Genomic DNA, 25,363 nt, shown 5'->3' with positions numbered 1-25,363 from the left:
AGCGTGGAGTGGTGACATCACCGAGCAATCTGCCCCGAACCGTCGGCGAGCTGCGTGCGACCGGCCATCGCGAACGGGGCGTCAAGCAGGAAATCCGCGAGAATCTGCTGACCGCGCTGGCCGAGGGTGACGACATCTGGCCGGGCATCCTCGGATTCGAGGACACCGTATTGCCCCAGCTGGAGCGGGCGCTGATCGCGGGTCACGACTTTGTCCTGCTCGGCGAACGCGGCCAGGGCAAGACTCGACTCCTGCGTGCGCTGACCGGGCTGCTCGACGAATGGACGCCGGTGATCGGTGGCGCAGAACTCGGCGAGCACCCCTATACGCCGATCACGCCGGAGTCGATCCGCCGGGCGGCCACCCTCGGCGACGACTTGCCGGTGGAGTGGCGGCACCGCAGCGAGCGCTACACCGAGAAACTGGCCACCCCCGACACCAGCGTCGCCGACCTGGTCGGTGATATCGACCCGATCAAGGTGGCCGAGGGCCGCAGCCTCGGGGACCCGGAGACCATTGCCTACGGCCTGATCCCGCGCGCCCACCGCGGCATCGTCGCGGTCAACGAACTGCCCGACCTCGCCGAGCGCATCCAGGTGTCGATGCTCAACGTGATGGAGGAACGTGACATCCAGGTCCGCGGCTACACGCTGCGCCTGCCACTGGACGTGCTGGTGGTCGCCAGCGCCAACCCCGAGGACTACACCAACCGCGGGCGCATCATCACCCCGCTCAAAGACCGCTTCGGCGCCGAAATCCGTACCCACTACCCGCTGGAGCTGGACGCGGAGGTCGGCGTCATCGTTCAGGAAGCGCACCTGAGCGCACAGGTGCCCGATTACCTGAACCAGGTGATCGCGCGGTTCGCCCGCTACCTGCGCGAGTCCAACTCGGTCGACCAGCGCTCCGGCGTCTCGGCGCGGTTCGCCATCGCCGCCGCCGAGACCGTCGCCGCCTCGGCCCGCCACCGCGGCGCGGTACTCGGCGAGAGCGACCCGGTGGCCCGAGTTGTGGACCTGGGCACCGTGATCGACGTGCTGCGCGGCAAGCTGGAATTCGAGTCCGGTGAGGAAGGCCGCGAGCAGGCGGTGCTCGAGCACCTGTTGCGCCGCGCGACCGCCGACACCGCGTCCCGCGCGCTCGGCGGCATCGACGTCGCGCCGTTGGTCGCCGCGGTGGAAGCCGGCTCCGCGGTGACCACCGGCGAGCGCGTCTCCGCCAAGGACGTGCTGGCCGCCGTTCCGGGGCTGCCCGTCGTCGAGCAGATCGCCGACCGGCTGAATGCGGAATCCGAGGGCGAACGGGCCGCGGCATTGGAACTGGCGCTGGAAGCGTTGTACCTGGCCAAGAGAATCGACAAGGTATCCGGGGAGGGCCAGACCGTCTATGGCTAAAGGGCATTCCTCGCGATACTCGGCATACACCGGCGGGCCCGACCCGCTGGCGCCGCCGGTGGATCTGCGCGAGGCGCTCGAGCAGATCGGGCAGGACGTGATGGGCGGCACCTCCCCGCGCCGGGCGCTGTCCGAGCTGCTCCGCCGTGGTACCGAGAACATGCGCGGCGCCGACCGGCTGGCCGCCGAAGCGAACCGGCGCCGACGGGACCTGTTGCGCCGCAACAACTTAGACGGGACACTGCAGGACATCAAGAAGCTGCTCGACGAGGCGGTGCTGGCCGAGCGCAAGGAATTGGCCCGCGCGCTCGACGACGACGCCCGCTTCGGCGAACTGCAGCTCGATGCCCTGCCGTCCTCGCCGGCCAAGGCGGTCCAGGAACTGTCCGAGTACAACTGGCGCAGCCAGGAGGCCCGCGAAAAGTACGACCAGATCAAGGATCTGCTCGGCCGCGAGATGCTCGACCAGCGCTTCGCCGGGATGAAGGAGGCGCTTGCGGGCGCCACCGACGAGGATCGCCAGCGTGTCAACGACATGCTGGACGACCTCAACGACCTGCTGGACAAGCACAATCGCGGCGAGGACACCCAGCAAGACTTCGACGACTTCATGGACTCCCACGGCGAGTTCTTTCCGGAGAACCCGCGCAACATCGACGAGCTGATGGACTCGCTGGCCAAGCGGGCCGCCGCCGCGCAACGCTTCCGCAACAGCCTGAGCCCCGACCAGCGCGCCGAACTGGATGCCCTGGCGCAGCAGGCTTTTGGCTCTCCGTCGCTGATGAACGCGTTGAACCGCCTCGATGCGAACCTGCAGGCCGCCCGGCCCGGTGAGGACTGGATGGGTTCCGAGCAGTTCTCCGGCGACAACCCCTTCGGCATGGGCGAAGGCACCCAGGCCCTGGCCGACGTGGCCGAGCTGGAGCAGCTGGCCGACCAGCTTTCGCAGAGCTATCCCGGCGCCACGATGGACGACGTCGATCTGGATGCGCTGGCGCGCCAGCTGGGTGATCAGGCCGCGATCGACGCGCGGACCCTGTCCGAGCTGGAACGGGCGCTGGTTAATCAGGGCTTTTTGGATCGTGGTTCCGACGGCCAGTGGCGGTTGTCGCCCAAAGCGATGCGAAGGCTCGGCGAGACCGCGTTACGTGATGTGGCACAACAACTTTCGAGTCGCCGAGGTGACCGCGAGCTGCGGCGTGCCGGGGCAGCGGGCGAGCTGACCGGCGCGACCCGGCCGTGGCAGTTCGGTGACACCGAGCCGTGGAACATACCCCGCACCCTGACCAATGCGGTGTTGCGGCAAGCGGGAACCTCGACTCTCGACGGCCCGGACGCGCGGTTGAACATCACCGTCGACGACGTCGAGGTGTCCGAGACCGAGACGCGCAGCCAGGCCGCGGTGGCGTTGTTGGTCGACACCTCGTTTTCCATGGTGATGGAGAACCGCTGGCTGCCGATGAAGCAGACGGCGCTCGCGCTCAACCACCTGGTGTGCACGCGGTTCCGGTCGGATGCCTTGCAGATCATCGCTTTCGGCCGGTACGCCCGGACCGCGTCCGCGGCCGAGCTCACCGGCCTGGAGGGGGTTTACGAGCAGGGCACCAACCTGCATCACGCGCTGGCGCTGGCGGGCCGTCATCTGCGGCGTCATCCCAACGCGCAGCCCGTCGTGCTGGTGGTGACCGACGGCGAGCCGACCGCACATCTCGAGGATGTCGACGGCGACGGGTCGTCGGTGTTTTTCGATTATCCGCCGCACCCGCGGACCATCGCGCACACCGTGCGTGGCTTCGACGATATGGCGCGGTTGGGTGCACAGATCACGATCTTCCGGCTGGGCAGTGACCCGGGCCTGGCGCGGTTCATCGACCAGGTCGCGCGACGGGTCGAGGGACGCGTCGTGGTGCCCGATCTCGACGGCCTGGGTGCCGCGGTGGTCGGCGACTATCTACGATCTCGGCGCCGTCGCTAGCGCGATGCCGCGCTGGCGGTGCGCCAGCCCGCGATGGCGGTCAGCGAGAATTCGCTCAACGCGCTCGAGATGTGTTCTCTGAGATCATCATTCGAGTTGTTGCGGCCCAGCTCATAGGCCAGGAACGAGACGAACACCTGCCCGTGCACTCGCCCCGACAACAACGCGAGCGCGCCGTTGGTGTTGTACATCGTCGCGGCGGTGACGCCCGGGTACACCGACTTCATCGCGAAGTAGTCGGCGTCGGTGCCGTCCGGCCGGTTGGCAGCCGGGTCGATCGCGCCGAGATTGGACGACACGACGGTGGTGGCGCTGCCGGTGACCACACTGATCAGCCGCCGGAAGACCGGCTTAGGAATCAGGGGGATCAGCGGTAGCAATGCCCACCGCTCGTCGGGCAGCTCCTGACTGCGGATCAGCGATTGCTTGATCGCGGCGCGGATTTCGCCCAGACCGGTCGCCGCGGTCGGCGGTCTGACCGTGACGTCGACATTGATCACGGCGTTGGCGCGGGTATCGTCGGCGGCGCGCTCGTTGAGCGGCATCCCGACGTTGACCGAGCCGTCCGCCGCGACCCGGCCCACGCGCTGGGCGAGATAGGTGGCCAAGCCGGCGAGGAGCGCGTTGCTGGTTCCGCCGAGCGCCTCTGCGCGGGCGTCCCAGTCGTCGGCGTCGAAGAAGAGCATCGCCATGGGCAACGAGATGCTTTGGTCGGGTCCGCTGGGCGGCGCGGGGCGCTTCTTCGCCGACTTGGCGGGGGCACTGTCGTTGGCCTGTCGGGCCATTCGCGCGGCGGCGACGATGGCTCGCCCCATATCCGTTGTGTCGCGCGCGGTTTGGCGTGCGTCCTCGCGCAGCGCCTGCCACCGTCGCCGCGACGCCGCGGCCGGCCAGGTGATCGCGTCGTCGCGTCCGCACGCTGCGTCGGCCAACGCCTCGCAGAGCCCGACACCGTCGGTAAGGCAGTGCGTGACAACGAAACTCACTACCGCGCCGCCGTCGGTCAGCGGCAACATCGCCAGGTGCCAGCCGGGTCCGTGTTCGGCGTCCGGCCGGTAGCTCGCCTGCGTTTCGAGCCATGCGTCGATCTCGTCACGCGGCCGGGCCGTTGTGGCGATCTCGAGGCTGGGACGGTCGCCGGACCTCACCCAGCGGTGCCGGCCGAACGGCAAGGGGGACCGTTCGATTCGGCGTGACAGCCGTCCCCGGCCCAGGTGGTGGTGGAAACGCCGCAGACCATCGACGTCGATGGCGTGGTCGTACACCCAGATACATTGCAACACACTGGTGGTCGCGGTCGCCCGCTCGCCGAGAAAGAGCGTCTGGTCGGCCAAGTCCAGCACATTGCTCATATTCTAAGCCGCCTCGTCGTCGTCTTTCGTCGGGGAAAGGGCATACAGGCCACCCGAACTCGCCTCAGCCGCAACGACGCTCGACTGCTCCAGGGCCTTGCCCGCGATGCGGGAGAAAATCCGATTCAGGGTCTCGACGTATTGGTGCGCCGACTCCCTGGCGACCTCGTTGTCCGGGAACGAGATCGTGACCGTGGTTCGCTCGGCGTGCCGGTTGATCCAGACATTCACTCCGCCGTGAGACAGACTGTCGCCGTAGGTGCCGAAGTTCGTCTCTGCCCACAGCCCGGCCAGGGGAATCTTACGAAAGTCGAGGAAGGACAGCATCATCGGTAGCTGCGATGGCAGCTTGATGCCCAGCTCATCCGGTGTCGCGAGCTCCAAGACCCGCTCGACCGGCACATGAGCGAGATCCTTGGCCGCATCGAACGACTTCTGGGCGGCCCGGGCCGCCTCGGGGAACGAGCCGCCGGCGGTCGGCACGACAACCGGAACCATGCTTGCGAACCATCCCACCGTCATCGTGTCGATGCCCTGGGTCCGGGTGTCCCTGGCGGTGAATCCGCGATGAATCTCGTTGCCGGTCAATATATAGTCGGCCAACGCGGTGCACGCCAGAACGCCGCCGAGGAACCGGGCGCCGGCCGCGATGCAGGCGGCGTCGAACGCCTCCGTTCCGGCGGCGTCGAGCAACTCGACGGTCACCAAGTCGCCCGCGCTGCTGGTCCAGGTGTCGCCCAGGGGCAGCGGGAAACTCGGCCAGTTACCGTCGGCGTCGCGTGCGAACGCGATCCAGTCCTTGATCTCCGGCGATTCCAGGGTCAGATCCGCAACCTTCTCGCGCTGCCGCGTGGTGTAGTCGCGGTAGCTTCGGAGCTGGGGAGGTGTGGCGGGCTGGTGCGCCGCGCCCGCCGACAGCTCCTGATAGGTCAGGTGAATGTCGAAGAAGATGACGCCGGCGGACAAGCCGTCGATGTGCAGATGGTCGACGCTGGCGTAGAAGGTGAAGTAGTCGGCGTGCTGGATGATGCCGAAGCTGAAGCATCCCCATTCGAGCGTTTCGCGGGTCGTCGTCAGGACATGGGTGCGCACCTGGTCGGGGGTCATATGTCCCCACGACACGGGGACCAAATCAATGTCTTCCGGGTCCTCGATGGGGCGGCGCACGATCGCGCCGTCTTCGAATTCGAACCAGTTGTGATATGTGTCATGGCGACGGACATGGGAGTTGACCGCCGTCGTCATGATCGGAATGTCGCACGTGCCCGCGATATCCCAGGCCACGACCATCAGCCGCGGTAGCTGCCTTTCCATGGCCCTGCCGTGAAACGCGGCCCAGAGGTGTTGGGCCTGCTGGTAACTCGGGGCGAGAGCGCTTCGCTGGGCGGTGCGGGCCGCCTCATGCGCCGTCGGTACGGCGGTCCACATGGTCAGCGGACCGTGTGGCGGCTGCCATTCGTTGATGTTCCCCAGTGCGACCATTCTTGCGCCTCGCTGTGCGTGATGCCGGCATTCGTGGCGGCTCGGGAGGGGCGGAACTACCGTTGTCACATCGTTTTTCGCGCAGTCTTGATAAGCCTTTGCGCTGGAATTCGTGCGACGCGCGTTCCCGATACTTCGGGGCCCAACCCTGTGGCGTCGCTTGCACCCCCTGAGCCGCTGCTCTGGACGCTAGTCGACGGGCGTCACGTTTTCGTGGTTTTGCGAAGATACGCAATCCCACGCATTTGCGAAACGATGCCAGTAGCCTTGACGCCCTCAACCGGTCCGGCGGGTTTACCCATGGGGTCGGCGGGCTTTGCGCTTAATGCCCACACCGCCCCACAGCGAGAAGCCGTGGATATTCACCCGCGGCGCGCCCGGCGTACCCTGGCCGACGATATTGCGGTCGAAACCACCCATGACGCCGCGGCCGTGGATCTCGACATTGACCTCGGGCGGCAACAGGATGTTCTGCGCACCCATGATCGAGACCACGTGGATATCGACTTCGGTCGACGTGAAGTCGGCATAGCGCAGATCCACCACCCCGCTGCCCCACAGCGTGAACGTGGTCAGCTTCTTCGGGACGTTCCAGCGCCCCCGCCGCTCGAATCCACTCAGCAGCGCGAGCAGCAGGGTGGAGGGCGCCGGATTCTGCTTCCCGCCGCGGCGCGGGCTTATCGGCGCACCCGGCAGATCGGCCCGGAGCTGATCCAGTTCTTCGTACGTCGTGGCCGCATACGCCCTGGTCAGACGGTCTTCGTAGTCCTTGAGCTGCAGGCGACCCTGCTCGGCCGCGTAGGCGAGTAATTGCGCAATTTGTATGCGATCGGTATCGGCCGCACGCGAGAAATCCTCACGCGCGTCCTTCGCATCGTGCTGCGCTGAATCGCTCATCATCCACGAGCGTACGACGTACAACTTTTGCTGCAAGAGGGTTGGCTAAATCGCAACCAACCTCCTACGCATGCCTAATTGCGATCGGCATCGTCGGTGGCCGCGGGCGGCGCCCAACTCGGTGGACGTTTCTGCAGGAATGCGAGCATGCCTTCGCGGGCCTCGTCGGAGACGAACAGCCGGGCGGATTCCTCGGTGAGCCGCTGCGCGTCGCGGTCGAACCCGTCGAGCACCGCGGCCGTCGTGAGCGCCTTCGACGCGGCCAGACCCTGGGGCGATCCGCGGCCGATATCGGCGACCAGTTCGGCCACTGCGGCATCGACATCGTCGGCTGCGATCGTGACCAATCCGATCGCCGCGGCCGCGGCCGCATCGAACGTCTCGCCGGTGAGGTAATAGCGCGCGGCCGCCCGCGGCGACAACTTCGGCAGCAGCGTCAGCGAGATGATGGACGGGGCCACACCGATGCGCGCCTCGGTGAGCGCGAAGGTGCTGCGCGGTCCGGCCACCGCGATGTCACAGGCGCCGACCAAACCGAATCCGCCCGCACGCACATGACCGTCGACCGCGGCGATGACCGGCAGAGGCGAGGAGACGATGGCCCGCAGTAATGCGGTCATCTCGTTGGCCCGCGCCGCGGCCATGTCGTATGCCGACGGTGGCGACCCGCTTCGCCCGGCTTCGCCGCCCTCGCGATCGCCACCCGGGTTGCCGGCGCCGGCTTCGCTGAGGTCCGCGCCGGCGCAGAACGTGCCGCCGGTGTGCCCGAGCACCACCACGCGCACGGCCGGATCCGCCGCCGCGTCGCACAGACCCTGGTGCAGCTGGGTGACCAGGGTGGTCGATAGCGCGTTGCGGTTGTGCGGTGAATTCAGCGTCAGCCGGGCCAACGGTCCCGCGACGGCATATTCGACGAGGGTAGTCATTCAAAAGACCCCGTCATCAGTAGCTTCGGGGCAGGCCCAGGGAGGTCTGCGCGACGAAGTTCAGCACCATCTCGCGGCTGACCGGTGCGATCCGTCCCAGCCGGGCCGAGGCGAGCATCGCGGCGACGCCGTACTCCTTGGTCAGACCATTGCCGCCCATCGACTGCACGGCCTGATCCACCGAACGGGTAGCCGCCTCGGCCGCAGCGTATTTCGCCATGTTGGCGGCCTCGGCCGCACCGAAGTCATCACCGGCGTCGTAGAGCGTGGCGGCCTTCTGCATCATCAGTTTGGCGAGCTGGACCTCAATGTGGCACTGCGCCAACGGGTGTGACAGACCCTGGTGCGCGCCGATCGGGGTTCCCCACACCTGGCGGGTCTTGACGTAGTCGGAAGCCTTCTCCAGTGCGAAGCGGCCCATGCCTACCGAGCTCGCCGCACCCATGATCCGCTCGGGGTTCAGGCCCGCGAAAAGCTGTGCGATCGCGGCATCTTCGGCCCCGACGAGCGCATCGGCTGGCAGCCGGACGTCGTCCAGGAAGACCTGGAATTGACGCTCGGGGCTGATCAGCTCCATCTCGATCGGCGTGTAGCTGAAGCCGGGCGCGTCGGTGGGCACCACGAACAACGCCGGGCGCAGCTTGCCGGTCTTGGCCTCCTCGGAGCGTGCCACCACCAGCACGGCCTGCGCCTGATCGACGCCGGAGATATAGACCTTCTGGCCCTTGAGAATCCAGTCGCTGCCGTCGCGGCGCGCGGTGGTGGTGATCTTGTGTGAGTTCGACCCGGCGTCGGGTTCGGTGATCGCGAACGCCATCGTCATCGTGCCGTCGGCGATGGAGGGGATCCAGCGCTTCTTCTGCTCTTCGGTGCCGAACTTGCTGATGATGGTGCCGTTGATCGCCGGGGAGACCACCATCAGCAACAGCGCGCTGCCCGCGGCGGCCATTTCTTCCATAACCAAGGACAGCTCGTACATGCCGGCGCCGCCGCCACCGTATTCCTCCGGCAGGTTCACGCCGAGGAAGCCGAGTTGGCCTGCCTCTGACCACAATTCATCGGTGTGCTCCTGGGCGCGCGCCTTTTTCAGGTAGTACTCGCTGCCGTATTTGGACGCCCAGGCGGCCACCGACTTGCGCAGCGCCTGGCGCTCCTCGCTTTCGATGAAGCTGGTATCGGTCATTTACGAATCTCCTTTTACTTGGCCGTTCTCCGGCGCTTCGACTATTGCCAGGACGGCGCCGACTTCTACTTGCTGGCCGCTCGTGACGGCCAGGGAGCTGAGTACGCCGTCTGACGGCGCGGTGATGGTGTGCTCCATCTTCATCGCTTCCAGCCAGATCAGCGGCTGGCCGGCCGTTACGCTGTCGCCCACCTGTGCGCCGAGCCGGATGACGTTGCCGGGCATGGGCGCAACCAGCGATCCCTTGGCAACCGACGATCCCGGCTCCGGGAACCGGGGCACCGCGTTCAGATGAACCGGTCCGCGCGCCGAGTCGACGTAGACGTCGTCGAGGTTGGGGCCGTAGCGGGCAACCGCGAATCGGCATGCCACGCCGTTGGCGTCGGCCAGCACCACTTCGTCGGGTGCCGACGAGACCAGATGCACGGCCTCGTCCCCGGCGAGCACCAATCCGGTTCTGGTGAACCGGTATTGGATTCGGTGTTCGTTGTCCTGGTCGTCGGTGTACGTCTTGACCTGATATCCCGAAGTGAGGTTGCGCCAGCCGCTGGGCAGCGAGCCGAACGCCACGGCGGCCGCACGATTGTGTGCGGCATCGGCCAGGGCCGCGGCGATTGCCGACAACCGCACCACGCCTTCGTCGCTCAGCGGTGCCGACAGCTGCGCCAGGCCGTGCGTGTCGAAAAACGCGGTGTCGGTCGCACCGTCGAGGAATGCCGGATGCCGTAGCACGTTCACTAACAGCTCGCGGTTGGTGCGCAGCCCGTGCAGTCGTGTCCGGGCCAACGCGTCGGCCAGTACCAGCGCGGCTTGCCGGCGGGTCGGTGCATACGAGATGACCTTCGCCAGCATCGGGTCGTAGTGGATCGACACCACCGATCCGTCGACGATGCCAGAGTCCAGCCGGATGCCGGTGCGCTGTCCCAACGAGGCGAATTGTGCCCGGCTGCCGGGCACATCGATGGTGTGCACCAGGCCGGCCTGGGGTTGCCACCCGCGTGCGGGATCTTCGGCGTACAGACGAGCTTCTATCGAATGCCCTTGGGCGGCAGGAGGTTCGGCATCGAGGCGGTGGCCGTCGGCCACCGCGAGCTGCAGTTCGACGAGGTCGAGCCCGGTGGTCTCTTCGGTGACCGGGTGCTCGACCTGCAGCCTGGTGTTCATCTCCAGGAAGAAGAACTCGCCTTGTCCACCAGGCGAGTCGTCGGCGAGGAACTCTACCGTCCCGGCCCCGGCGTAGCCGATGACGCTGGCGGCCAGCCGGGCAGCGTCGAAAAGCTTGGCCCGCATGCCCGGAATGCGTTCCACCAACGGCGACGGCGCCTCTTCGATGATCTTCTGGTGGCGCCGCTGAATCGAGCACTCCCGTTCTCCGACCGCCCACACCGTGCCGTGGGTGTCGGCGAGGACCTGAACCTCCACATGGTGGCCGGTCGGCAGGTAGCGCTCGCAGAATACGGTCGGATCACCGAAGGCAGACTGCGCTTCGCGCTGAGCCGCGGCGACTTCGCCTGCCAGAGCGGATAACTCGTGGACCACCCGCATACCGCGGCCGCCGCCTCCCGCGGAGGCCTTGACCAGCACCGGCAACTGCGCCTGGGTGACCGCGTCGGGGTCGAGTTCGTCGAGCACCGGCACCCCCGCCGACGCCATCAGCTTCTTGGACTCGATCTTGGAGCCCATCGCCCGTACCGCGTCCACCGGCGGCCCGATCCAGGTCAGGCCCGCGTCCGCGACGGCGGCCGCGAAGTCGGCGTTCTCCGAGAGGAATCCGTAGCCGGGATGTATGGCGTCGGCGCCCGCGGCCCGCGCGGCGGCGATGATGGCCTCGGCATTCAAGTAGTCGTTGGTCTTCGCCAAGCGCACCCGGGCGTCGGCTTCGGCGACGTGCGGGGCCGCGGCGTCCGGTTCGGTGTAGACCGCGACGGTTCCCAGACCGAGCCGGCGGCAGGTGGCGAAGACTCGGCGGGCGATCTCGCCGCGGTTGGCAACGAGTACTCGAGTGATTCCCATGGGGCTCACATCCGGAAGACGCCGAAGTTCGACGTCCCCTTGATCGGGCCATTCGCGATGGCGGACAGACACATTCCCAGTACGGTGCGGGTATCGCGGGGGTCGATCACCCCGTCGTCGTAGAGCATTCCAGACAAGACCATCGGCAGCGACTCGGCCTCGATCTGTCCCTCGACCGCGGCTCGCATCGCGGCGTCGGCGTCCTCGTCGACCTGTTGGCCGCGAGCTTCGGCGGCCGCCCGGGCCACGATCGACAGCACGCCGGCCAGCTGGACACCGCCCATCACCGCGGATTTGGCGCTGGGCCAGGCGAACAGGAATCGGGGGTCGTAGGCCCGCCCACACATGCCGTAGTGGCCCGCGCCGTAGGACGCACCGATCAACAGCGAGATGTGCGGGACGGTCGAGTTGGACACGGCGTTGATCATCATCGATCCGTGCTTGATCATGCCGCCCTCTTCATAGTCCTTGCCGACCATGTATCCGGTGGTGTTGTGCAAGAACAACAGTGGCGTGTCGTAACGGTTGGCCAGCTGAATGAATTGGGTGGCCTTCTGTGATTCCTCGCTGAACAGCACACCGCGATGGTTGGCCAGAATCCCGATCGGGTAGCCGCACAACGTCGCCCAGCCGGTCACCAGCGACGAGCCGTACATCGGCTTGAACTCGTCGAATTCGGAGCCGTCGACGACCCGCGCGATCACGTCGCGTGGGTCGAACGGGATGCGCAGGTCCGACGACACGATGCCGATCAGCTCCTCCGCGTCGAACAGCGGCTCCGTCACGGGCCGCGGCACCGGCCCGAGCTTGCGCCAGTTCAGCCGGGTCACCACCCGGCGCCCGATGCGGATCGCGTCGAGCTCGTCGACGGCGAAGTAGTCGGCCAGACCCGAAGTGCGGGCGTGCATTTCGGCGCCGCCGAGGGACTCGTCGTCGGACTCTTCACCGGTGGCCATCTTCACCAGCGGGGGACCGGCCAGGAACACCTTCGAGCGTTCCTTGATCATCACGACGTGATCGGACATGCCGGGGATGTAGGCACCGCCGGCGGTGGAGTTGCCGAAGACGAGCGCGATGGTCGGAATGCCCGCCGCCGAGAGCCGGGTCAGATCGCGGAACATCTGCCCGCCGGGGACGAAGATCTCTTTCTGGGTGGGCAGGTCCGCGCCGCCCGACTCCACCAGCGAGATCACCGGCAGCCGGTTCTGCAGCGCAATCTGGTTGGCCCGCAAGATCTTCTTGAGCGTCCAGGGGTTGCTGGTGCCGCCCTTGACGGTCGGGTCGTTGGCGACGATCAGGCACTCCACGCCCTCGACGGCGCCGATGCCCACCACCACGCTGGCCCCCAGGGTGAAGGAACTGCCGTAGGCGGCCAGCGGGCTCAGCTCGAGGAACGGCGAATCCGGGTCCAGCAGTAGCTCGATGCGCTCGCGGGCGGTGAACTTGCCGCGGGCGTGGTGGCGCGCGGTGTACTTTTCTCCGCCTCCGGCCAGCGCCTTGCCGTGCTCGACGTCGATCTCGGCCAGCTTGGCGAGCATGGTTTCGGCCGCGTCGGCGTACGTGGACGCCTTCGGGTCGAGGGTGGACTGCAGCACGGTCATGATTGGAATCCCAGCAGTTTGGCGGACAGGGCGGTCAGGATTTCGGTGGTACCGCCGCCAATGCCCAGGATTCGCATGTCCCGATATTGGCGTTCGACTTCTGATTCGGCCATGTAGCCCATGCCGCCGAACAATTGAACGGCTTGATTGGCCACCCATTCACCGGCCTCGACGGCGGTGTTCTTGGCGAAGCACACCTGCGGGATCAGGTTCGTCTCACCGGCCAGCTGGCGCTGCACCACATCGCGCGAATAGACGCGGGCGACATCGATGCGCCGGGCCATCTCGGCCAGGGTGTTCTGCACCGACTGGCGCGAAATCAGTGGGCGACCGAACGTCTCGCGGTCGCGACACCAAGCCACGGTGATGTCCAGGCATCGCTGTGCACTCGAATACGCTTGCGCGGCAAGGCCGATCCGCTCAGAGACGAACGCCTGCGCGATCTGGGCGAATCCGCTGTTCTCAGCGCCGACCAGGTTGGCGACCGGAACCCGGGCATCGACGTAGCACAGCTCGGCGGTGTCCGACGAACGCCACCCCATCTTGTCCAGCTTGCGGCTCACCTCGAAGCCCGGTGTGCCCTTCTCGACCGCCAGCAGCGAAACCCCTGCTGCGCCAGGCCCTCCGGTGCGCACCGCGGTGACGACATAGTCGGCGCGCACCCCGGAGGTGATGTAGGTCTTGGCGCCGTTGACCACGTAGTGGTCGCCGTCACGCACCGCGCTGGTGCGCAAATGCCCGACGTCCGAACCGCCGCCGGGTTCGGTGATGGCCAGTGATCCGATCTTCTCGCCGGCCAGCGTCGGCCGGACGAACTCCTCGATCAGCCGCTGATCGCCCGAGGCGATCATATGGGGAACCGCGATGCCACAGGTGAACAGCGACGCGAAGACACCGCCCGGGCCGCCGGCCTGGTGGAACTCTTCGCAGATGACCACCGCGTCGGCGCCGTCGCCGCCACCGCCGCCGGCGGCTTCGGGTAACCCGGCGCCGAGCAGCCCGGCCGCCCCGGCGCGCCGGTGCAATTCGCGCGGCAGATCGCCGGTGCGTTCCCACTCGTCGACGTGCGGCAGAATCTCGCGTTCGGTGAAGGCGCGCACCGTCTTTCGCAGCTGTTCGCGCTCCGGGGTGTTCCAGATATTCACAAAAGCCCTTCCGGGATTTCGACGTGGCGGCTGCGCAGCCATTCACCCAGTCCCTTGGCCTGGGGATCGAACCGTGCCTGATAGGCGACGCCCTGTCCGAGGATGCCCTCGATCACGAAGTTCACCGCACGCAGGTTGGGCAGCACGTGACGGGTGACGTCGCAGTCCGCTGCCTCCGGCAGCAGCTCCTTGAGCAGTTCGACCGTCAATGTGTTGGCCAGCCAACGCCATTGGTCCTCGGTGCGCACCCAAACCCCGACGTTGGCCGAGCCGCCCTTGTCGCCGCTGCGGGCGCCGGCGATGCGGCCGAGGGGTGCGCGCCGGGTCGGCCCGGCCGGCAGAGGTTGCGGCAACGCCGGGGAAGCGGCAGGGGCCAGCTCCAAAGTCTGGCTGGCACAAGGGATATCGGTGCGCGTGCCGTCGGAGTGCACCGCGATATGCGGCACGACGGTGGCCTCGACGTAGCCCGCGTGGAAGACGCCGTAGACCTGGCCATCGCCCGGCGGGGCGGTGACGTGGAAGCCCGGGTAGCTGGCAAGCGCCAACTCGACTGCCGCCGAGGAGAATTGGCGTCCGACATTGGCGGGGTCGGGGTCGCGGACCACACAGTGCAGCAGCGCACTGGCGGCTTCCTCGGTGTCGGCATCGGGGTGGTCGGTGCGCGCCAGCGTCCACTGAAGCTCCGCGGGTTTGACGGTGAGCCCGGCCTCGAGCTGGCGGCGCACCAGCTCGGCCTTGGCCTCGATGTCGAGCCCGGTCAACACGAAGGTCATCGCGTTGCGGAATCCGCCGATGCTGTTCAGCGACACCTTCAGCGTCGGTGGCGGCGGCTCACCGACCACGCCGCTGATGCGCACCCGGTCCGGGCCGTCGGAGGACAGCTCGACGGTGTCCATCCGCGCGGTGACGTCCGGGTTGGCGTAGCGGGCGCCGGTGATCTCGTAGAGCAGCTGCGCGGTGACGGTGTCGACGCTGACCAGCCCGCCGGTGCCGGGGTGTTTGGTGATCACCGAGGATCCGTCCGCGTTGACCTCGGCCAAAGGAAAGCCCGCATGAAAAAGGCTAGACAGGTCGGGCACTTCGGTGAAAAACGCGTAGTTGCCGCCGGTGGCCTGCACGCCGCATTCGATGACGTGACCGGCGACCACCGCGCCGGCGAGTTCGTTGTAGTCGGTGCGGCCCCAGCCGAAGTGGGCGGCCGCGGACCCGACGATCACCGAGGCGTCGGTGACCCGGCCGGTGACGACGACGTCGGCTCCGTCGTTCAGGCAGTCGACGATGCCCCAGGCACCCAGGTAGGCGTTTGCCGTCAGCGGCGTGCCCAGCCCCAGTTCGGCCGCGCGCGGCTGCAGATCGTCGCCCTCGACGTGGGCCACTCGGGCGGTGATGCCCAGCCGTTGCGCCAGGGTGCGGATCGCGTCCGCCAGCCCGGCGGGGTTGAGGCCGCCGGCGTTGGCGACGATGCGCACCCCGCGGTCCCGAGCCTCGCCCAGACAATCCTCGAGCTGAGTCAGGAAGGTCTTGGCGTAGCCGCGCTCGGGGTGTTTCATCTTGTCGCGGCCCAGAATCAGCATCGTGAGCTCGGCCAGGTAGTCGCCGGTGAGGTAATCGACGTCTCCGCCGGTCAGCATCTCGCGCATGGCCGCCAGCCGGTCGCCGTAGAACCCCGAGCAGTTCGCGATCCGGACAGCACCGGATGAGCCAGAACCAGAGGCCATGGGCGTCCTCCATTCGGGATTTCCGGTGCTCAACCAACCAACCACCCGGTAGGTTAGCGGGTACCGCCGGTGTCACGTCAAGGATGCCCGTTCCGGCGCTGCCGTCATAGCCGCGCAGGCCGTACCGCCCATTTTGGCCACCAGCAGGTCACCGACTATTCTGGAGCGCAATCGTCGCCGTCGGCCGCAGAGGTCATGCCGCGCGACGGACGACCGAAACCCCAGACCGAGGAGTAAGGCCCGACCATGGCCACACCCAAGCGCAGGATGTCGCGCTCGAACACCCGCAGCCGCCGCTCGCAGTGGAAGGCGGAAAAGACCGAGCTCGTCGGAGTGACCGTGGCCGGCCAGAAGCACAAGGTGCCGCGTCGACTGCTCAAGGCGGCACGCCTGGGCCTGATCGATCTCGACCGACGCTAATCTCGGCAAATACCCGGCGCGCCTCTCAGGCCGCTCTCAGGCCCTAGGACGAAACTAGTGGCCGTGCGCATTCTTGTCGTCGATGACGATCGCGCGGTCCGCGAATCGTTGCGCAGATCGCTGTCCTTCAACGGCTACTCCGTCGAGTTGGCCCATGACGGGGTGGAGGCGCTGGAGCTCATCTCCAGCGACCGCCCCGACGCCGTCGTGCTCGATGTGATGATGCCGCGGCTGGACGGTCTCGAAGTCTGTCGGCAACTGCGCAGCACCGGCGACGACCTGCCGATCCTGGTGCTCACCGCCCGCGACTCGGTGTCCGAGCGGGTTGCCGGCCTGGACGCCGGCGCCGACGACTACCTGCCCAAGCCGTTCGCCCTCGAGGAGCTGCTGGCCCGGATGCGGGCGCTGCTGCGCCGCACCAAGCCCGAGGACGCCGAATCGGTCGCGATGACGTTCTCCGATCTGGCTCTGGACCCGGTGACCCGTGAAGTCACCCGAGGGCACCGCCGGATCAGCCTGACCCGCACCGAGTTCGCCCTGCTGGAGATGCTGATCGCCAACCCGCGCCGGGTGCTCACCCGAAGCCGCATTCTCGAAGAGGTGTGGGGATTCGACTTTCCCACCTCGGGCAATGCGCTGGAGGTCTACGTGGGCTACCTGCGCCGCAAAACCGAAGCCGAAGGTGAACCGCGCCTGATCCACACGGTGCGTGGCGTCGGCTATGTCCTGCGGGAGACCCCGCCCTGATGATCCGGTTCCAACGACGTCGGCGCGCGCCCCTGCGAGCCCCCAGTTCGTTGTCGTTGCGGTGGCGGGTCATGTTGCTGGCGATGTCCATGGTGGCGATGGTTGTCGTGCTGATGGCGTTCGCCGTCTACGCGGTGATCGCGGCCGCGCTCTACAGCGACATCGACAACCAGCTGGACAGCCGCGCGCAGCTGCTGATCGCCAGCGGTTCGTTGGCCGCCGACCCGGCCAAGGCCATCGAGGGCACGGCGTATTCGGACGTCAACGCGATGCTGGTGAACCCCGGACATTCGATCTACACCGCCCAGCAGCCGGGCCAGACCCTGCCGGTCGCCGAGCCGGAGAAGGCGGTCATCCGCGGCGACCTGTTCATGTCCCGCCGTACCGCCTCCGACCAGCGCATCCTGGCGATCCACCTGCCCAACGGCAGTTCGCTGCTGATCTCCAAGAGCCTGCGGCCCACCGAGGCGGTGATGACCAAACTGCGCTGGGTGCTGCTGATCGTCGGCGGCATCGGGGTCGCGGTCGCCGCGGTGGCCGGCGGCATGGTCACCCGGGCGGGGCTGCGGCCGGTCGCCCGGCTGACCGAGGCGGCCGAGCGGGTGGCGCGCACCGACGACCTGCGGCCCATCCCGGTGTTCGGCAGTGACGAATTGGCAAGGCTCACTGAGGCATTCAACTTGATGCTGCGCGCTCTCGCGGAGTCGCGGGAGCGGCAGGCGCGGCTGGTCACCGACGCCGGACACGAATTGCGCACCCCGCTGACATCACTGCGGACCAACGTCGAACTGCTGATGGCGTCCATGGAACCGGGGGCGCCGCGGCTGCCCGAGCAGGAGATGGTGGACCTGCGTGCGGATGTGCTGGCGCAGATCGAGGAATTGTCCACGCTGGTAGGCGATTTGGTAGACCTCACCCGCGACGACGCGGGCCAGGTAGTACACGAACCGGTCGACATGTCCGAGGTCATCGACCGCAGCCTGGAGCGGGTTAGGCGGCGGCGCAACGATATTCACTTCGATGTCGACGTAATCCCGTGGCAGGTCTACGGCGACAACGCCGGCCTATCGCGGGCGGCACTGAACCTGATGGACAACGCCGCCAAATGGAGTCCGCCGGGCGGCCACGTCGGTGTCCGGATGCGCCAACTCGACCCGTCGCATGCCGAGTTGATCGTCTCCGACCTGGGCCCGGGTATCCCGCCACACGAGCGGCGCCTGGTGTTCGAGCGGTTCTACCGGTCGACGACGGCGCGGGCCCTGCCGGGATCGGGGCTGGGGTTGGCCATCGTCAAGCAGGTGGTGCTCAACCACGGCGGGCTGTTGCGCGTCGAAGACACGGTTCCGGGCGGTCATCCTGCGGGAACATCGATCTACGTGCTGCTTCCGGGTCGGCCACTGCCGGTGTCGGCGTATCCGGCGGCCGGCACCGAGAGCGGGGCCTCGGTCGGTGAAGCCGCCGGCGAAGCCAAGACCGATCCCGCCGTTCGCACAGATGACGGCGCAGCGAACTCTCGGGAATCGGCGAACGTTATCTCAGTGGACTCTCAGTCCGCACGCGCAAGGTAGAGGCAGTTAGTGTTGACAATCGAGCCAAGTCGAGCTCGACAGCACCCCAATTAGAGGAAGAGCGACTTAGCGCTATGACGAATGACCCGAGGTATTCGCCACCGCCTCAGCAGCCGGGATACCCGAGCGCGCCTAACCAGCCCTTTGAACCGGGTGGAGCTCCCGCGTACGCCCAAGGGCATCAGCAACCGTACAACCAGCCGTACGACTGGCGGTACCAGCAAGGCCAGCAGTCACAACCGTCGCAGACCTCGCAATACCGTCGGCCGTACGAGCCGTTCGGTGACACCGGGGCGGGCGCGGTACCCAGCGGCACCGGGCCGGGCCGGATCCCCGGCGGTACCGGCGCGGGCCCGATTCCTGGAAGCACCGGCGCCGGACCCATCCCCGGCGGCTCGGGAGTAGGGCCGATCCCCGGAGCCACCGGCACGGGCCCGATCCCCGGCATGCTGCCGCCGATGGGGCCGCCGCGACCGCAGAAGCGAGGCCGCGCCGGCCTGCTGATGGCCGGTGCGCTGGCGATCGCGGTGGTGTCGGCCGGCATCGGCGGCGCCGCGGCCACGGTCGTCGAACTGGGGACGCACTCCACCACCGCCAGCGGTAGCAGCGGACCGTCGGGCGCCACACCCGGCGTTCCGGCGGCCAACATGCCGCCCGGCACCGTCGAACAGGTCGCCGCGAAGGTGGTGCCCAGCGTCGTGATGCTGGAGACCGACCTCGGTCGGGCATCCGAAGAGGGGTCCGGCGTCATCCTGTCGTCCGACGGGCTGATTCTGACCAACAACCACGTCATCGCCGCGGCCGCCGCCCCGCCGAAGGGACCCGGTGGCCCGACGCCCAGCAGCCCGACGCCCGGAAGCCCGCCGCCCGGCGGGCCGGGTGGTCCCGCGCCGAAAACGACGGTGACCTTCTCGGACGGCCGCACCGCGCCGTTCACCGTGGTGGGTGCCGATCCCACCAGCGATATCGCCGTCATTCGCGTGCAGGGTGTCTCCGGCCTGACCCCGATCGCGATGGGTTCCTCGTCCGATGTGCGGGTCGGCCAGCCCGTGATGGCGATCGGTTCCCCGCTGGGCTTGTCGGGCACGGTGACCACCGGGATCATCAGCGCCCTGAACCGGCCGGTGTCCACGACCGGCGAGTCGGGCAACCAGAACACCGTGCTGGACGCGATTCAGACCGACGCCGCGATCAACCCGGGTAACTCCGGCGGTGCGCTGGTCAACCTGCAGGGGCAGCTGGTCGGCATCAACTCGGCGATCGCCACCCTGGGTTCGGATTCGCCGGACGCTCAAAGCGGTTCGATCGGCCTCGGTTTCGCGATTCCGGTCGACCAGGCCAAGCGCATCGCCGACGAGCTGATCAGCACCGGCAAGGCGTCGCATGCGTCGCTGGGCGTGCAGGTGACCAGTGACAAGAGCACGCCGGGCGCCAAGGTCGTCGACGTCGTGACCGGCGGCGCGGCCTCGAACGCGGGCGTGCCGAAGAACGTGGTCGTCACCAAGGTCGACGATCGTCCGATCAGCAGCGCCGACGCGCTGGTCGCCGCGGTGCGCTCCAAGGCGCCGGGCGACAAGGTATCGCTGACCTTCCAGGATCCCGGCGGTGGCAGCCGGACCGTGCAGGTCACCCTCGGCAAGGCGGATCAGTGATGAGAGTCGACGAGCCTCTGAACGAGCCCCTGTCCGAGCTCGGATATACGGTTGCACCCATGGATACGGGTGCGGAATTGGTAGTCGGCCGGGCTCTGGTCGTGGTGGTCGACGATCGCACCGCCCACGGGGACGAAGAAGACCACAGCGGGCCGCTGGTCACCGAGCTGCTGACCGAGGCAGGATTCGTGGTCGACGGTGTGGTGGCGGTCGCGGCCGACGAGGTCGAGATCCGCAACGCGCTGAACACCGCGGTGATCGGTGGGGTGGATCTGGTGGTGTCGGTCGGCGGCACCGGAGTGACCCCGCGCGACGTCACCCCGGAGGCCACCGTCGAGATCCTGGACCGGGAAATCCTGGGCATCGCCGAGGCCGTCCGGGCCTCCGGGCTGTCGGCGGGAATCATCGACGCCGGGTTGTCCCGCGGTCTGGCCGGCGTGTCCGGCAGCACCCTGGTGGTCAACCTTGCCGGTTCCCGGTACGCGGTGCGCGATGGCATGGCGACGCTGAATCCGCTCGCCGCACAGATCATCGGGCAGTTATCGAGCCTCGAGATCTAAAGTCGCGGGCGTCTCGTGCAAGCCGCGGGGACCTACAGCGACTCGGCGTCCGCGCGCGGCCCGTATTCGGGCGGCGGGGTGGTGCCCGCCCCGCCGTGCCGGCCCGACGAAGCCCCGCCGTTGGTCTGCGCGAGTAGGTCGCGGATCTCGGTCAGCAAGACGACCTGGGCGTCGTCGGCCTGCTCGACCTCGCCGCGTTTGCGGAACGTGTTGTAGGGCAGCACGACCAGGAAGTACACCACCGCGGCGACCAGGACGAAGTTGATCGCTGCGGACACCAGCACGTTGAGGTCGATCGTCTGGCCGCCACCGATGCTGATTTTCAGGATGCCGACATCGGATTGCTGGTTGACGCCGATCCGGTTGATCAACGGCTGAATGATGCTGTCGGTGAACTTGGTGACCAGGCCGGTGAATGCCGTACCGATGACCACCGCGACGGACAGGTCGACGATATTGCCCCGCGCGAGAAACTCCTTGAACCCCTTGAGCATTCGACGTCCTTTCTGGGCTGGACATAGTTTGCTGCGGGTGCTCTGGCGAGCGGGGTGTCAGGCACTCAGTGCAGGGTGAGGGTGACTGCCTGCCCTAGCACCGAGCCTGCCACCGTGTTCGCCACGCGGGCCGGCAGCGCAACTAAGACTACGCGGTCATTATCGGCGGCCTGGACTTTCTGCTTCGGCGACACGAGCACGACGACGGCATCGGTGGCCACCACCACGCTGGTCGCCTGGGTGCCCGGCCGCGAATCGGTGGGCGCGGCGAGCACGTCGACCACGTCGCCGGCACGCACCAGGTCGATCAGCGCGCTGTCGGCCAGATGCAGCGGCACGATGCGCGCGCCCGGCCCGGTCTTCGATCCGATCGCGGCTTCGGCCAGCCGGCTGCCCAGCAGCCGGACGTCGGTGAGCACCTCACCCCGACGCGCCGGACCGGCCAGCATCGAACCCACCACCGCGCTCAGGTCTGCTTGTGACCCCTCGGGAAGTGTTGTCGCCAAACGCTTTTCGACCCGAACATCGTCGGAGGTCAACGCCGTGCCGGGAGTCAGGTCACGCGTGGCCACCACCGCGTCGACGCGATCGCCGTCCGGATTCGAGCGCACCGCCGCGACCGCGGCCAACACGACGAGCCCGCCCGCCGCCACCCGGCGGGCCAGTACGGTCCGGGTCCAGTCCGGGCGCAGCGACGCCGATAATCGCTGAAGTAGCGCCGGATTCAGCGATGGTTCTGCCACGCCGCAACGGTAGGCCCGGCGGGCAGCGCAACGCGCCCCAACGGGATGGGTGCTGTGGATAACCCGCTAGCTGGCCGCGGCCGACGTCGTGGATTTCTCGCTGGACGAGGACTTGTCGCTCGAGCTGGACTTCTCGCTGGACGAGGACTTCTCGCTCGAGCTGGAGCTCTCGGAAGATCCGTTGGTCGACGAGCCGTTGCTCGAGCTGGACGACGACTTTTTGCCCGACTCGCGGCTGTCGGTGCGGTAGAAGCCGCTGCCCTTGAACACGACGCCGACGGAGTTGAACAACTTGCGCAGTCGGCCCGAGCACTTCTCGCACGTGGTCAGGGCGTCGTCGGTGAAGGCCTGTACGACGTCGAAGCGATCATCGCATTCGGTGCACGCGTAGCTGTAGGTCGGCACTCCAAAACCTCCGTTAGATAAGCTTGTTAGCACTCTACAGTGCCTGAGTGCTAAAACAGCCATGAAATCCGTCTCATTCCCGGGCGTTATCACCCCGTGGGCAGCGCCACCACGCCGCGCCCGGGGGTGATCACGTGGGTCATCGGCACATCGTGCGGTTCGGCCGGCAACTCTTCGACGAACTCCTCGTCACGCACCATCGCGATCAGCCGTGCCTGCGGGTTTCTGGCATCCAGCGAGCGGTCGTAGTAGCCCCGGCCGCGGCCCAGCCGCACGCCCCGGTGGTCCACGGCCAGCGCCGGAACCACCACCATCTCCGCCTCGGCCAGGACAGACTCCGGCAGCCACGGCTCGGGCGGCTCGAGCAGGCCCCAGCGGCCGCGGACGAGCCCACCCGGCCGGTACTCGGCCCAGCGCAGCCGCATCGGGATGCCGTCACCGGTGGTGCGCGCGACGGGCAACAACACCCGCCGCGCGTGGCGCAGCAACATGTCCAGCATTTCGACCGAACCCGGCTCGGTACCCACCGGGACGTAGGCGCAGACGGTGCTGCCGCCGCTCACCGCGAGGGCAAGCTGCTCGTTGAGCATCCGCGCCTGGGCGGCGTGCACGTCGTCGGCGACCTGACTTCGAGCCGCCAGCACCTGCTCGCGCAGTGTGGCCTTGGTCGAAGTGGTCATGCATCAACGATGACAGCACGGGTATTCGGCCTGCCATGCAGCGGCGGCCACCCCTCTGAGCGCTATGGTGTGAACGATGTCACGGCCAGATGAAGTCCCGATCCCGTACACGGCGATCGTCCCCGCAGCCGGTCTGGGCACCCGTTTCCTGCCGGCCACCAAGACGGTGCCCAAAGAGTTGCTGCCCGTCGTCGATACGCCCGGTATCGAGCTGGTCGCCGAGGAAGCGGCCGCGGCCGGCGCCGAGCGGTTGGTGATCATCACCTCGGAGGGCAAGGACGGCGTGGTCGCGCACTTCGTCGAGGACCTGGTGCTGGAGGGCACGCTCGAAGCGCGCGGCAAGAAGGCGATGCTGGCCAAGGTGCGCCGGGCGCCGGCGCTGATCAAGGTCGAATCGGTGGTGCAGGCCGAACCGCTCGGGCTGGGACACGCGATCGGTTGCGTGGAGCCGACGTTGACGCCCGACGAGGACGCCGTCATGGTGCTGCTGCCCGATGACCTGGTGCTGCCGACCGGCGTGCTGGAGACGATGGCCAAGGTGCGCGCCGAGTACGGGGGCACGGTGTTGTGCGCCATCGAGGTCACGCCCGAGGAGATCAGCGCCTACGGTGTTTTCGACGTCGAGGCCATCCCCGGCGCCGGCAATTCCGACGTCCTCAAAGTCAACGGCATGGTGGAAAAGCCCAAGGCCTCCGAGGCGCCGTCGTTGTACGCCGCGGCCGGCCGCTACGTGCTCGACCGCGCCATTTTCGACGCGCTGCGCCGCATCGACCACGGCGCCGGCGGCGAGTTACAGCTCACCGATGCGATCGCGCTGCTGATCAAAGAGGGCCACCCGGTGCATGTCGTCGTGCACCGCGGATCTCGACACGACTTGGGAAATCCCGGCGGCTACCTCAAGGCTGCGGTTGACTTTGCATTGGATCGTGACGACTACGGCCCGGAGTTGCGGCGGTGGTTGGTGGCGCGATTGGGCCTGAACGAGCAGTAGCCGGCCGCCATACCGGGCCCGGAGAACCACCGGGCGATCGGGGTCGGTCTTTTTCACCGGGCCCGATACGGCGCGCCCGTCAGGGTGACGGCAGGGAGGCGCGGCGAGTGCGTTCGGTTGAGGAGCAGCAAGCCCGGATAACGGCGGCCGCGGTAGCCCCGCGCCCGATCCGGGTTGCCATCGCGGAGGCGCAGGGATTGTTGTGCGCCGAGGAAGGCGTGACCGAGCGGCCGCTGCCCGGCTTCGATCAGGCCGCGATCGGCGGCTACGCGGGGCGCAGCGTCGACGTACTGGGTATCGGCGAGGTGGGCGTCGACCTTGCGCTCGACGAACCCGGCGAGCCGATGGCCGACGAGGACAGCCCCGGCGGGCTGGTCCTGCCGGTGATGGGGACCATCGAGGCCGGGGCGCGAACGCCGAGCCGGCTGCAGCCACGCCAAGCCGCCCGGGTGCAGACCGGGGCGCCGCTGCCCACGCTGGCCGATGCGGTGCTGCCGTTGCGGTGGACCGACGGCGGCACGTCGAAGGTGCGGATTCTGCGCGGAGCACCGTCGGGTGCCTACGTGCGGCGCGCCGGCGACGACGTCCAGCCCGGCGATGTGGCGGTACGGGCCGGGACGATCATCGGCCCGGCTCAGGTGGGATTGCTCGCCGCGGTCGGCCGCGAGCGGGTCCTGGTGCACCCGCGTCCGCGGGTGTCGGTGATGGCGGTGGGCGGCGAGCTGGTCGACATCTCGCGCACGCCGAGCAACGGGCAGGTCTACGACGTCAACTCCTACGCGTTGGCGGCCGCGGCCCGGGATGCCGGCGCGGAGGTCAACCGGGTCGGCATCGTGCCCAACAACCCGCAGGAGCTCGGCGAAATCGTCCAGGGCCAGATCAATCGCGCCGAGGTCGTGGTGATCGCCGGGGGAGTCGGGGGCGCGGCCGCCGAAGCGGTGCGGGTGGTGCTGTCCGAACTCGGCGACATGGAGGTCGTCCGGGTCGCCATGCACCCGGGGTCGGTGCAGGGCTTCGGGCAGCTCGGGCGCGACGGCGTGCCGGTCTTCTTGTTGCCGTCGAATCCGGTCAGCGCCTTGGTGGTCTTCGAGGTGATGGTGCGGCCACTGATCCGGCTGTCGCTGGGCAAGCGCCAGCCGATGCGGCGGATCGTGCAGGCCCGCACACTGTCGCCGATCACGTCGGTGGCCGGGCGCAAGGGTTACCTGCGCGGCCAGCTGATGCGCGACCAGGACAGTGGCGAGTATCTGGTGCAGGCGTTGGGTGGCGCCCCGGGGGCGTCGTCGCATTTGCTCGCGACGCTGGCTGAGGCAAACTGTCTAGTTGTGGTTCCCAGTGGTGCCGAACAGATTCGCACCGGTGAGATCGTCGACGTCGCGTTCCTGGCCCAGCGCGGCTGACTCCGACGACTGCGCAC

Annotated in this window: 22 protein-coding genes; 9 read left to right on the top strand and 13 right to left on the bottom strand. The window is 67.8% G+C overall.

What is annotated here, in order from left to right:
• Window positions 1-8 precede the first annotated feature (8 nt).
• Window positions 9-1,394 carry a sigma 54-interacting transcriptional regulator gene (locus MAAFP003_RS22590; RefSeq protein WP_096289918.1) on the top strand — a complete coding sequence of 462 codons (1,386 nt, stop codon included), beginning with the start codon at window positions 9-11 and terminating at the stop codon, window positions 1,392-1,394.
• Window positions 1,387-3,369 (top strand): vWA domain-containing protein, encoded by a 1,983-nt coding sequence (locus MAAFP003_RS22585; RefSeq protein ID WP_096289917.1) that lies wholly within the window; start codon window positions 1,387-1,389, stop codon window positions 3,367-3,369. Before MAAFP003_RS22590 ends, MAAFP003_RS22585 begins: the two co-directional genes overlap by 8 nt.
• On the opposite strand, the gene MAAFP003_RS22580 is transcribed toward MAAFP003_RS22585, so the two are convergent.
• The 9 genes from MAAFP003_RS22580 to MAAFP003_RS22540 all read right to left on the bottom strand — a co-directional run bounded on the left by MAAFP003_RS22580 (window position 3,366) and on the right by MAAFP003_RS22540 (window position 15,686).
• On the bottom strand, window positions 3,366-4,721 hold the full coding sequence (locus MAAFP003_RS22580; RefSeq protein WP_096289916.1) for a WS/DGAT/MGAT family O-acyltransferase: 1,356 nt from the start codon (window positions 4,719-4,721) through the stop codon (window positions 3,366-3,368). The two genes, MAAFP003_RS22585 and MAAFP003_RS22580, sit on opposite strands and share 4 nt — an antisense overlap.
• A 3-nt stretch (window positions 4,722-4,724) precedes the next feature.
• Entirely contained in the window at window positions 4,725-6,203 is a 1,479-nt protein-coding gene (locus MAAFP003_RS22575) for a condensation domain-containing protein (protein ID WP_096289915.1), read from the bottom strand.
• Between the two features lie 294 nt (window positions 6,204-6,497).
• Window positions 6,498-7,100, bottom strand: a complete 603-nt coding sequence (locus MAAFP003_RS22570; protein WP_096291347.1) for a DUF1707 SHOCT-like domain-containing protein — start codon at window positions 7,098-7,100, stop codon at window positions 6,498-6,500.
• 74 nt (window positions 7,101-7,174) lie between these two features.
• Complete coding sequence (locus MAAFP003_RS22565) at window positions 7,175-8,026, bottom strand: enoyl-CoA hydratase family protein (protein WP_096289914.1); 852 nt, start codon at window positions 8,024-8,026, stop codon at window positions 7,175-7,177.
• Between the two features lie 16 nt (window positions 8,027-8,042).
• Entirely contained in the window at window positions 8,043-9,209 is a 1,167-nt protein-coding gene (locus MAAFP003_RS22560; protein WP_096289913.1) for an acyl-CoA dehydrogenase family protein, read from the bottom strand.
• A complete protein-coding gene (locus MAAFP003_RS22555) occupies window positions 9,210-11,222 on the bottom strand; it encodes an acetyl/propionyl/methylcrotonyl-CoA carboxylase subunit alpha (protein WP_096289912.1) in 2,013 nt (670 codons plus the stop codon).
• A gap of 5 nt (window positions 11,223-11,227) precedes the next feature.
• A complete protein-coding gene (locus tag MAAFP003_RS22550) occupies window positions 11,228-12,817 on the bottom strand; it encodes an acyl-CoA carboxylase subunit beta (RefSeq protein ID WP_207768623.1) in 1,590 nt (529 codons plus the stop codon).
• A gap of 2 nt (window positions 12,818-12,819) precedes the next feature.
• Window positions 12,820-13,968 carry an acyl-CoA dehydrogenase family protein gene (locus MAAFP003_RS22545; protein WP_096289910.1) on the bottom strand — a complete coding sequence of 383 codons (1,149 nt, stop codon included), beginning with the start codon at window positions 13,966-13,968 and terminating at the stop codon, window positions 12,820-12,822.
• A complete protein-coding gene (locus tag MAAFP003_RS22540; protein ID WP_096289909.1) occupies window positions 13,965-15,686 on the bottom strand; it encodes an acyclic terpene utilization AtuA family protein in 1,722 nt (573 codons plus the stop codon). The genes MAAFP003_RS22545 and MAAFP003_RS22540 overlap by 4 nt, the downstream gene beginning before the upstream one ends.
• A 246-nt stretch (window positions 15,687-15,932) precedes the next feature.
• Here MAAFP003_RS22540 and rpmF point away from each other — a divergent pair, with 246 nt between their 5' ends.
• The 5 genes from rpmF to MAAFP003_RS22510 all read left to right on the top strand — a co-directional run bounded on the left by rpmF (window position 15,933) and on the right by MAAFP003_RS22510 (window position 20,633).
• Window positions 15,933-16,106 carry a 50S ribosomal protein L32 gene (rpmF, locus tag MAAFP003_RS22535; protein WP_036471323.1) on the top strand — a complete coding sequence of 58 codons (174 nt, stop codon included), beginning with the start codon at window positions 15,933-15,935 and terminating at the stop codon, window positions 16,104-16,106.
• 63 nt (window positions 16,107-16,169) lie between these two features.
• Window positions 16,170-16,853, top strand: coding sequence for a two-component system response regulator MprA (gene mprA, locus MAAFP003_RS22530; protein WP_096291346.1), 684 nt, complete (start codon window positions 16,170-16,172; stop codon window positions 16,851-16,853).
• Window positions 16,853-18,421 (top strand): HAMP domain-containing sensor histidine kinase, encoded by a 1,569-nt coding sequence (locus MAAFP003_RS22525; RefSeq protein ID WP_096289908.1) that lies wholly within the window; start codon window positions 16,853-16,855, stop codon window positions 18,419-18,421. The genes mprA and MAAFP003_RS22525 overlap by 1 nt, the downstream gene beginning before the upstream one ends.
• A 74-nt stretch (window positions 18,422-18,495) precedes the next feature.
• Window positions 18,496-20,073, top strand: a complete 1,578-nt coding sequence (locus tag MAAFP003_RS22515; RefSeq protein ID WP_096289907.1) for a S1C family serine protease — start codon at window positions 18,496-18,498, stop codon at window positions 20,071-20,073.
• Window positions 20,073-20,633 (top strand): MogA/MoaB family molybdenum cofactor biosynthesis protein, encoded by a 561-nt coding sequence (locus tag MAAFP003_RS22510; protein WP_096289906.1) that lies wholly within the window; start codon window positions 20,073-20,075, stop codon window positions 20,631-20,633. Before MAAFP003_RS22515 ends, MAAFP003_RS22510 begins: the two co-directional genes overlap by 1 nt.
• A 32-nt stretch (window positions 20,634-20,665) precedes the next feature.
• Here the strand turns inward: MAAFP003_RS22510 and mscL are convergent, their stop codons facing one another.
• The 4 genes from mscL to MAAFP003_RS22490 all read right to left on the bottom strand — a co-directional run bounded on the left by mscL (window position 20,666) and on the right by MAAFP003_RS22490 (window position 22,955).
• Window positions 20,666-21,127, bottom strand: a complete 462-nt coding sequence (mscL, locus tag MAAFP003_RS22505) for a large-conductance mechanosensitive channel protein MscL (protein ID WP_096289905.1) — start codon at window positions 21,125-21,127, stop codon at window positions 20,666-20,668.
• 65 nt (window positions 21,128-21,192) lie between these two features.
• Entirely contained in the window at window positions 21,193-21,870 is a 678-nt protein-coding gene (locus tag MAAFP003_RS22500) for an SAF domain-containing protein (RefSeq protein ID WP_096289904.1), read from the bottom strand.
• 66 nt (window positions 21,871-21,936) lie between these two features.
• Complete coding sequence (locus MAAFP003_RS22495) at window positions 21,937-22,275, bottom strand: FmdB family zinc ribbon protein (protein ID WP_096289903.1); 339 nt, start codon at window positions 22,273-22,275, stop codon at window positions 21,937-21,939.
• Window positions 22,276-22,364: 89 nt separating this feature from the next.
• Window positions 22,365-22,955: a 5-formyltetrahydrofolate cyclo-ligase gene (locus tag MAAFP003_RS22490; protein WP_096289902.1), complete on the bottom strand. Its 591-nt coding sequence runs from the start codon at window positions 22,953-22,955 to the stop codon at window positions 22,365-22,367.
• 76 nt (window positions 22,956-23,031) lie between these two features.
• Here MAAFP003_RS22490 and MAAFP003_RS22485 point away from each other — a divergent pair, with 76 nt between their 5' ends.
• A complete protein-coding gene (locus MAAFP003_RS22485) occupies window positions 23,032-23,946 on the top strand; it encodes a UTP--glucose-1-phosphate uridylyltransferase (protein ID WP_096289901.1) in 915 nt (304 codons plus the stop codon).
• Window positions 23,947-24,053: 107 nt separating this feature from the next.
• Window positions 24,054-25,346, top strand: a complete 1,293-nt coding sequence (glp, locus tag MAAFP003_RS22480) for a molybdotransferase-like divisome protein Glp (RefSeq protein ID WP_096289900.1) — start codon at window positions 24,054-24,056, stop codon at window positions 25,344-25,346.
• Window positions 25,347-25,363: the final 17 nt, after the last annotated feature.

It is taken from the genome of Mycobacterium ahvazicum (genome assembly GCF_900176255.2).
In the GTDB taxonomy this organism is placed as follows: Bacteria; Actinomycetota; Actinomycetes; order Mycobacteriales; family Mycobacteriaceae; genus Mycobacterium; species Mycobacterium ahvazicum.
This window is presented reverse-complemented; position numbering and strand designations above follow the sequence as displayed.

Bases quoted from the DNA above. Each gene is read 5' to 3' on its own strand.
- MAAFP003_RS22525 (WP_096289908.1), top strand. From the start codon at position 16,853: ATGATCCGGTTCCAACGACGTCGGCGCGCGCCCCTGCGAGCCCCCAGT.
- MAAFP003_RS22570 (WP_096291347.1), bottom strand. From the start codon at position 7,100: ATGAGCGATTCAGCGCAGCACGATGCGAAGGACGCGCGTGAGGATTTC.
- MAAFP003_RS22540 (WP_096289909.1), bottom strand. From the start codon at position 15,686: ATGGCCTCTGGTTCTGGCTCATCCGGTGCTGTCCGGATCGCGAACTGC.
- MAAFP003_RS22575 (WP_096289915.1), bottom strand. From the start codon at position 6,203: ATGGTCGCACTGGGGAACATCAACGAATGGCAGCCGCCACACGGTCCG.
- MAAFP003_RS22515 (WP_096289907.1), top strand. From the start codon at position 18,496: ATGACGAATGACCCGAGGTATTCGCCACCGCCTCAGCAGCCGGGATAC.
- MAAFP003_RS22565 (WP_096289914.1), bottom strand. From the start codon at position 8,026: ATGACTACCCTCGTCGAATATGCCGTCGCGGGACCGTTGGCCCGGCTG.
- MAAFP003_RS22560 (WP_096289913.1), bottom strand. From the start codon at position 9,209: ATGACCGATACCAGCTTCATCGAAAGCGAGGAGCGCCAGGCGCTGCGC.
- rpmF (WP_036471323.1), top strand. From the start codon at position 15,933: ATGGCCACACCCAAGCGCAGGATGTCGCGCTCGAACACCCGCAGCCGC.
- MAAFP003_RS22585 (WP_096289917.1), top strand. From the start codon at position 1,387: ATGGCTAAAGGGCATTCCTCGCGATACTCGGCATACACCGGCGGGCCC.
- mscL (WP_096289905.1), bottom strand. From the start codon at position 21,127: ATGCTCAAGGGGTTCAAGGAGTTTCTCGCGCGGGGCAATATCGTCGAC.
- MAAFP003_RS22510 (WP_096289906.1), top strand. From the start codon at position 20,073: ATGAGAGTCGACGAGCCTCTGAACGAGCCCCTGTCCGAGCTCGGATAT.
- MAAFP003_RS22490 (WP_096289902.1), bottom strand. From the start codon at position 22,955: ATGACCACTTCGACCAAGGCCACACTGCGCGAGCAGGTGCTGGCGGCT.
- MAAFP003_RS22485 (WP_096289901.1), top strand. From the start codon at position 23,032: ATGTCACGGCCAGATGAAGTCCCGATCCCGTACACGGCGATCGTCCCC.
- MAAFP003_RS22580 (WP_096289916.1), bottom strand. From the start codon at position 4,721: ATGAGCAATGTGCTGGACTTGGCCGACCAGACGCTCTTTCTCGGCGAG.
- MAAFP003_RS22555 (WP_096289912.1), bottom strand. From the start codon at position 11,222: ATGGGAATCACTCGAGTACTCGTTGCCAACCGCGGCGAGATCGCCCGC.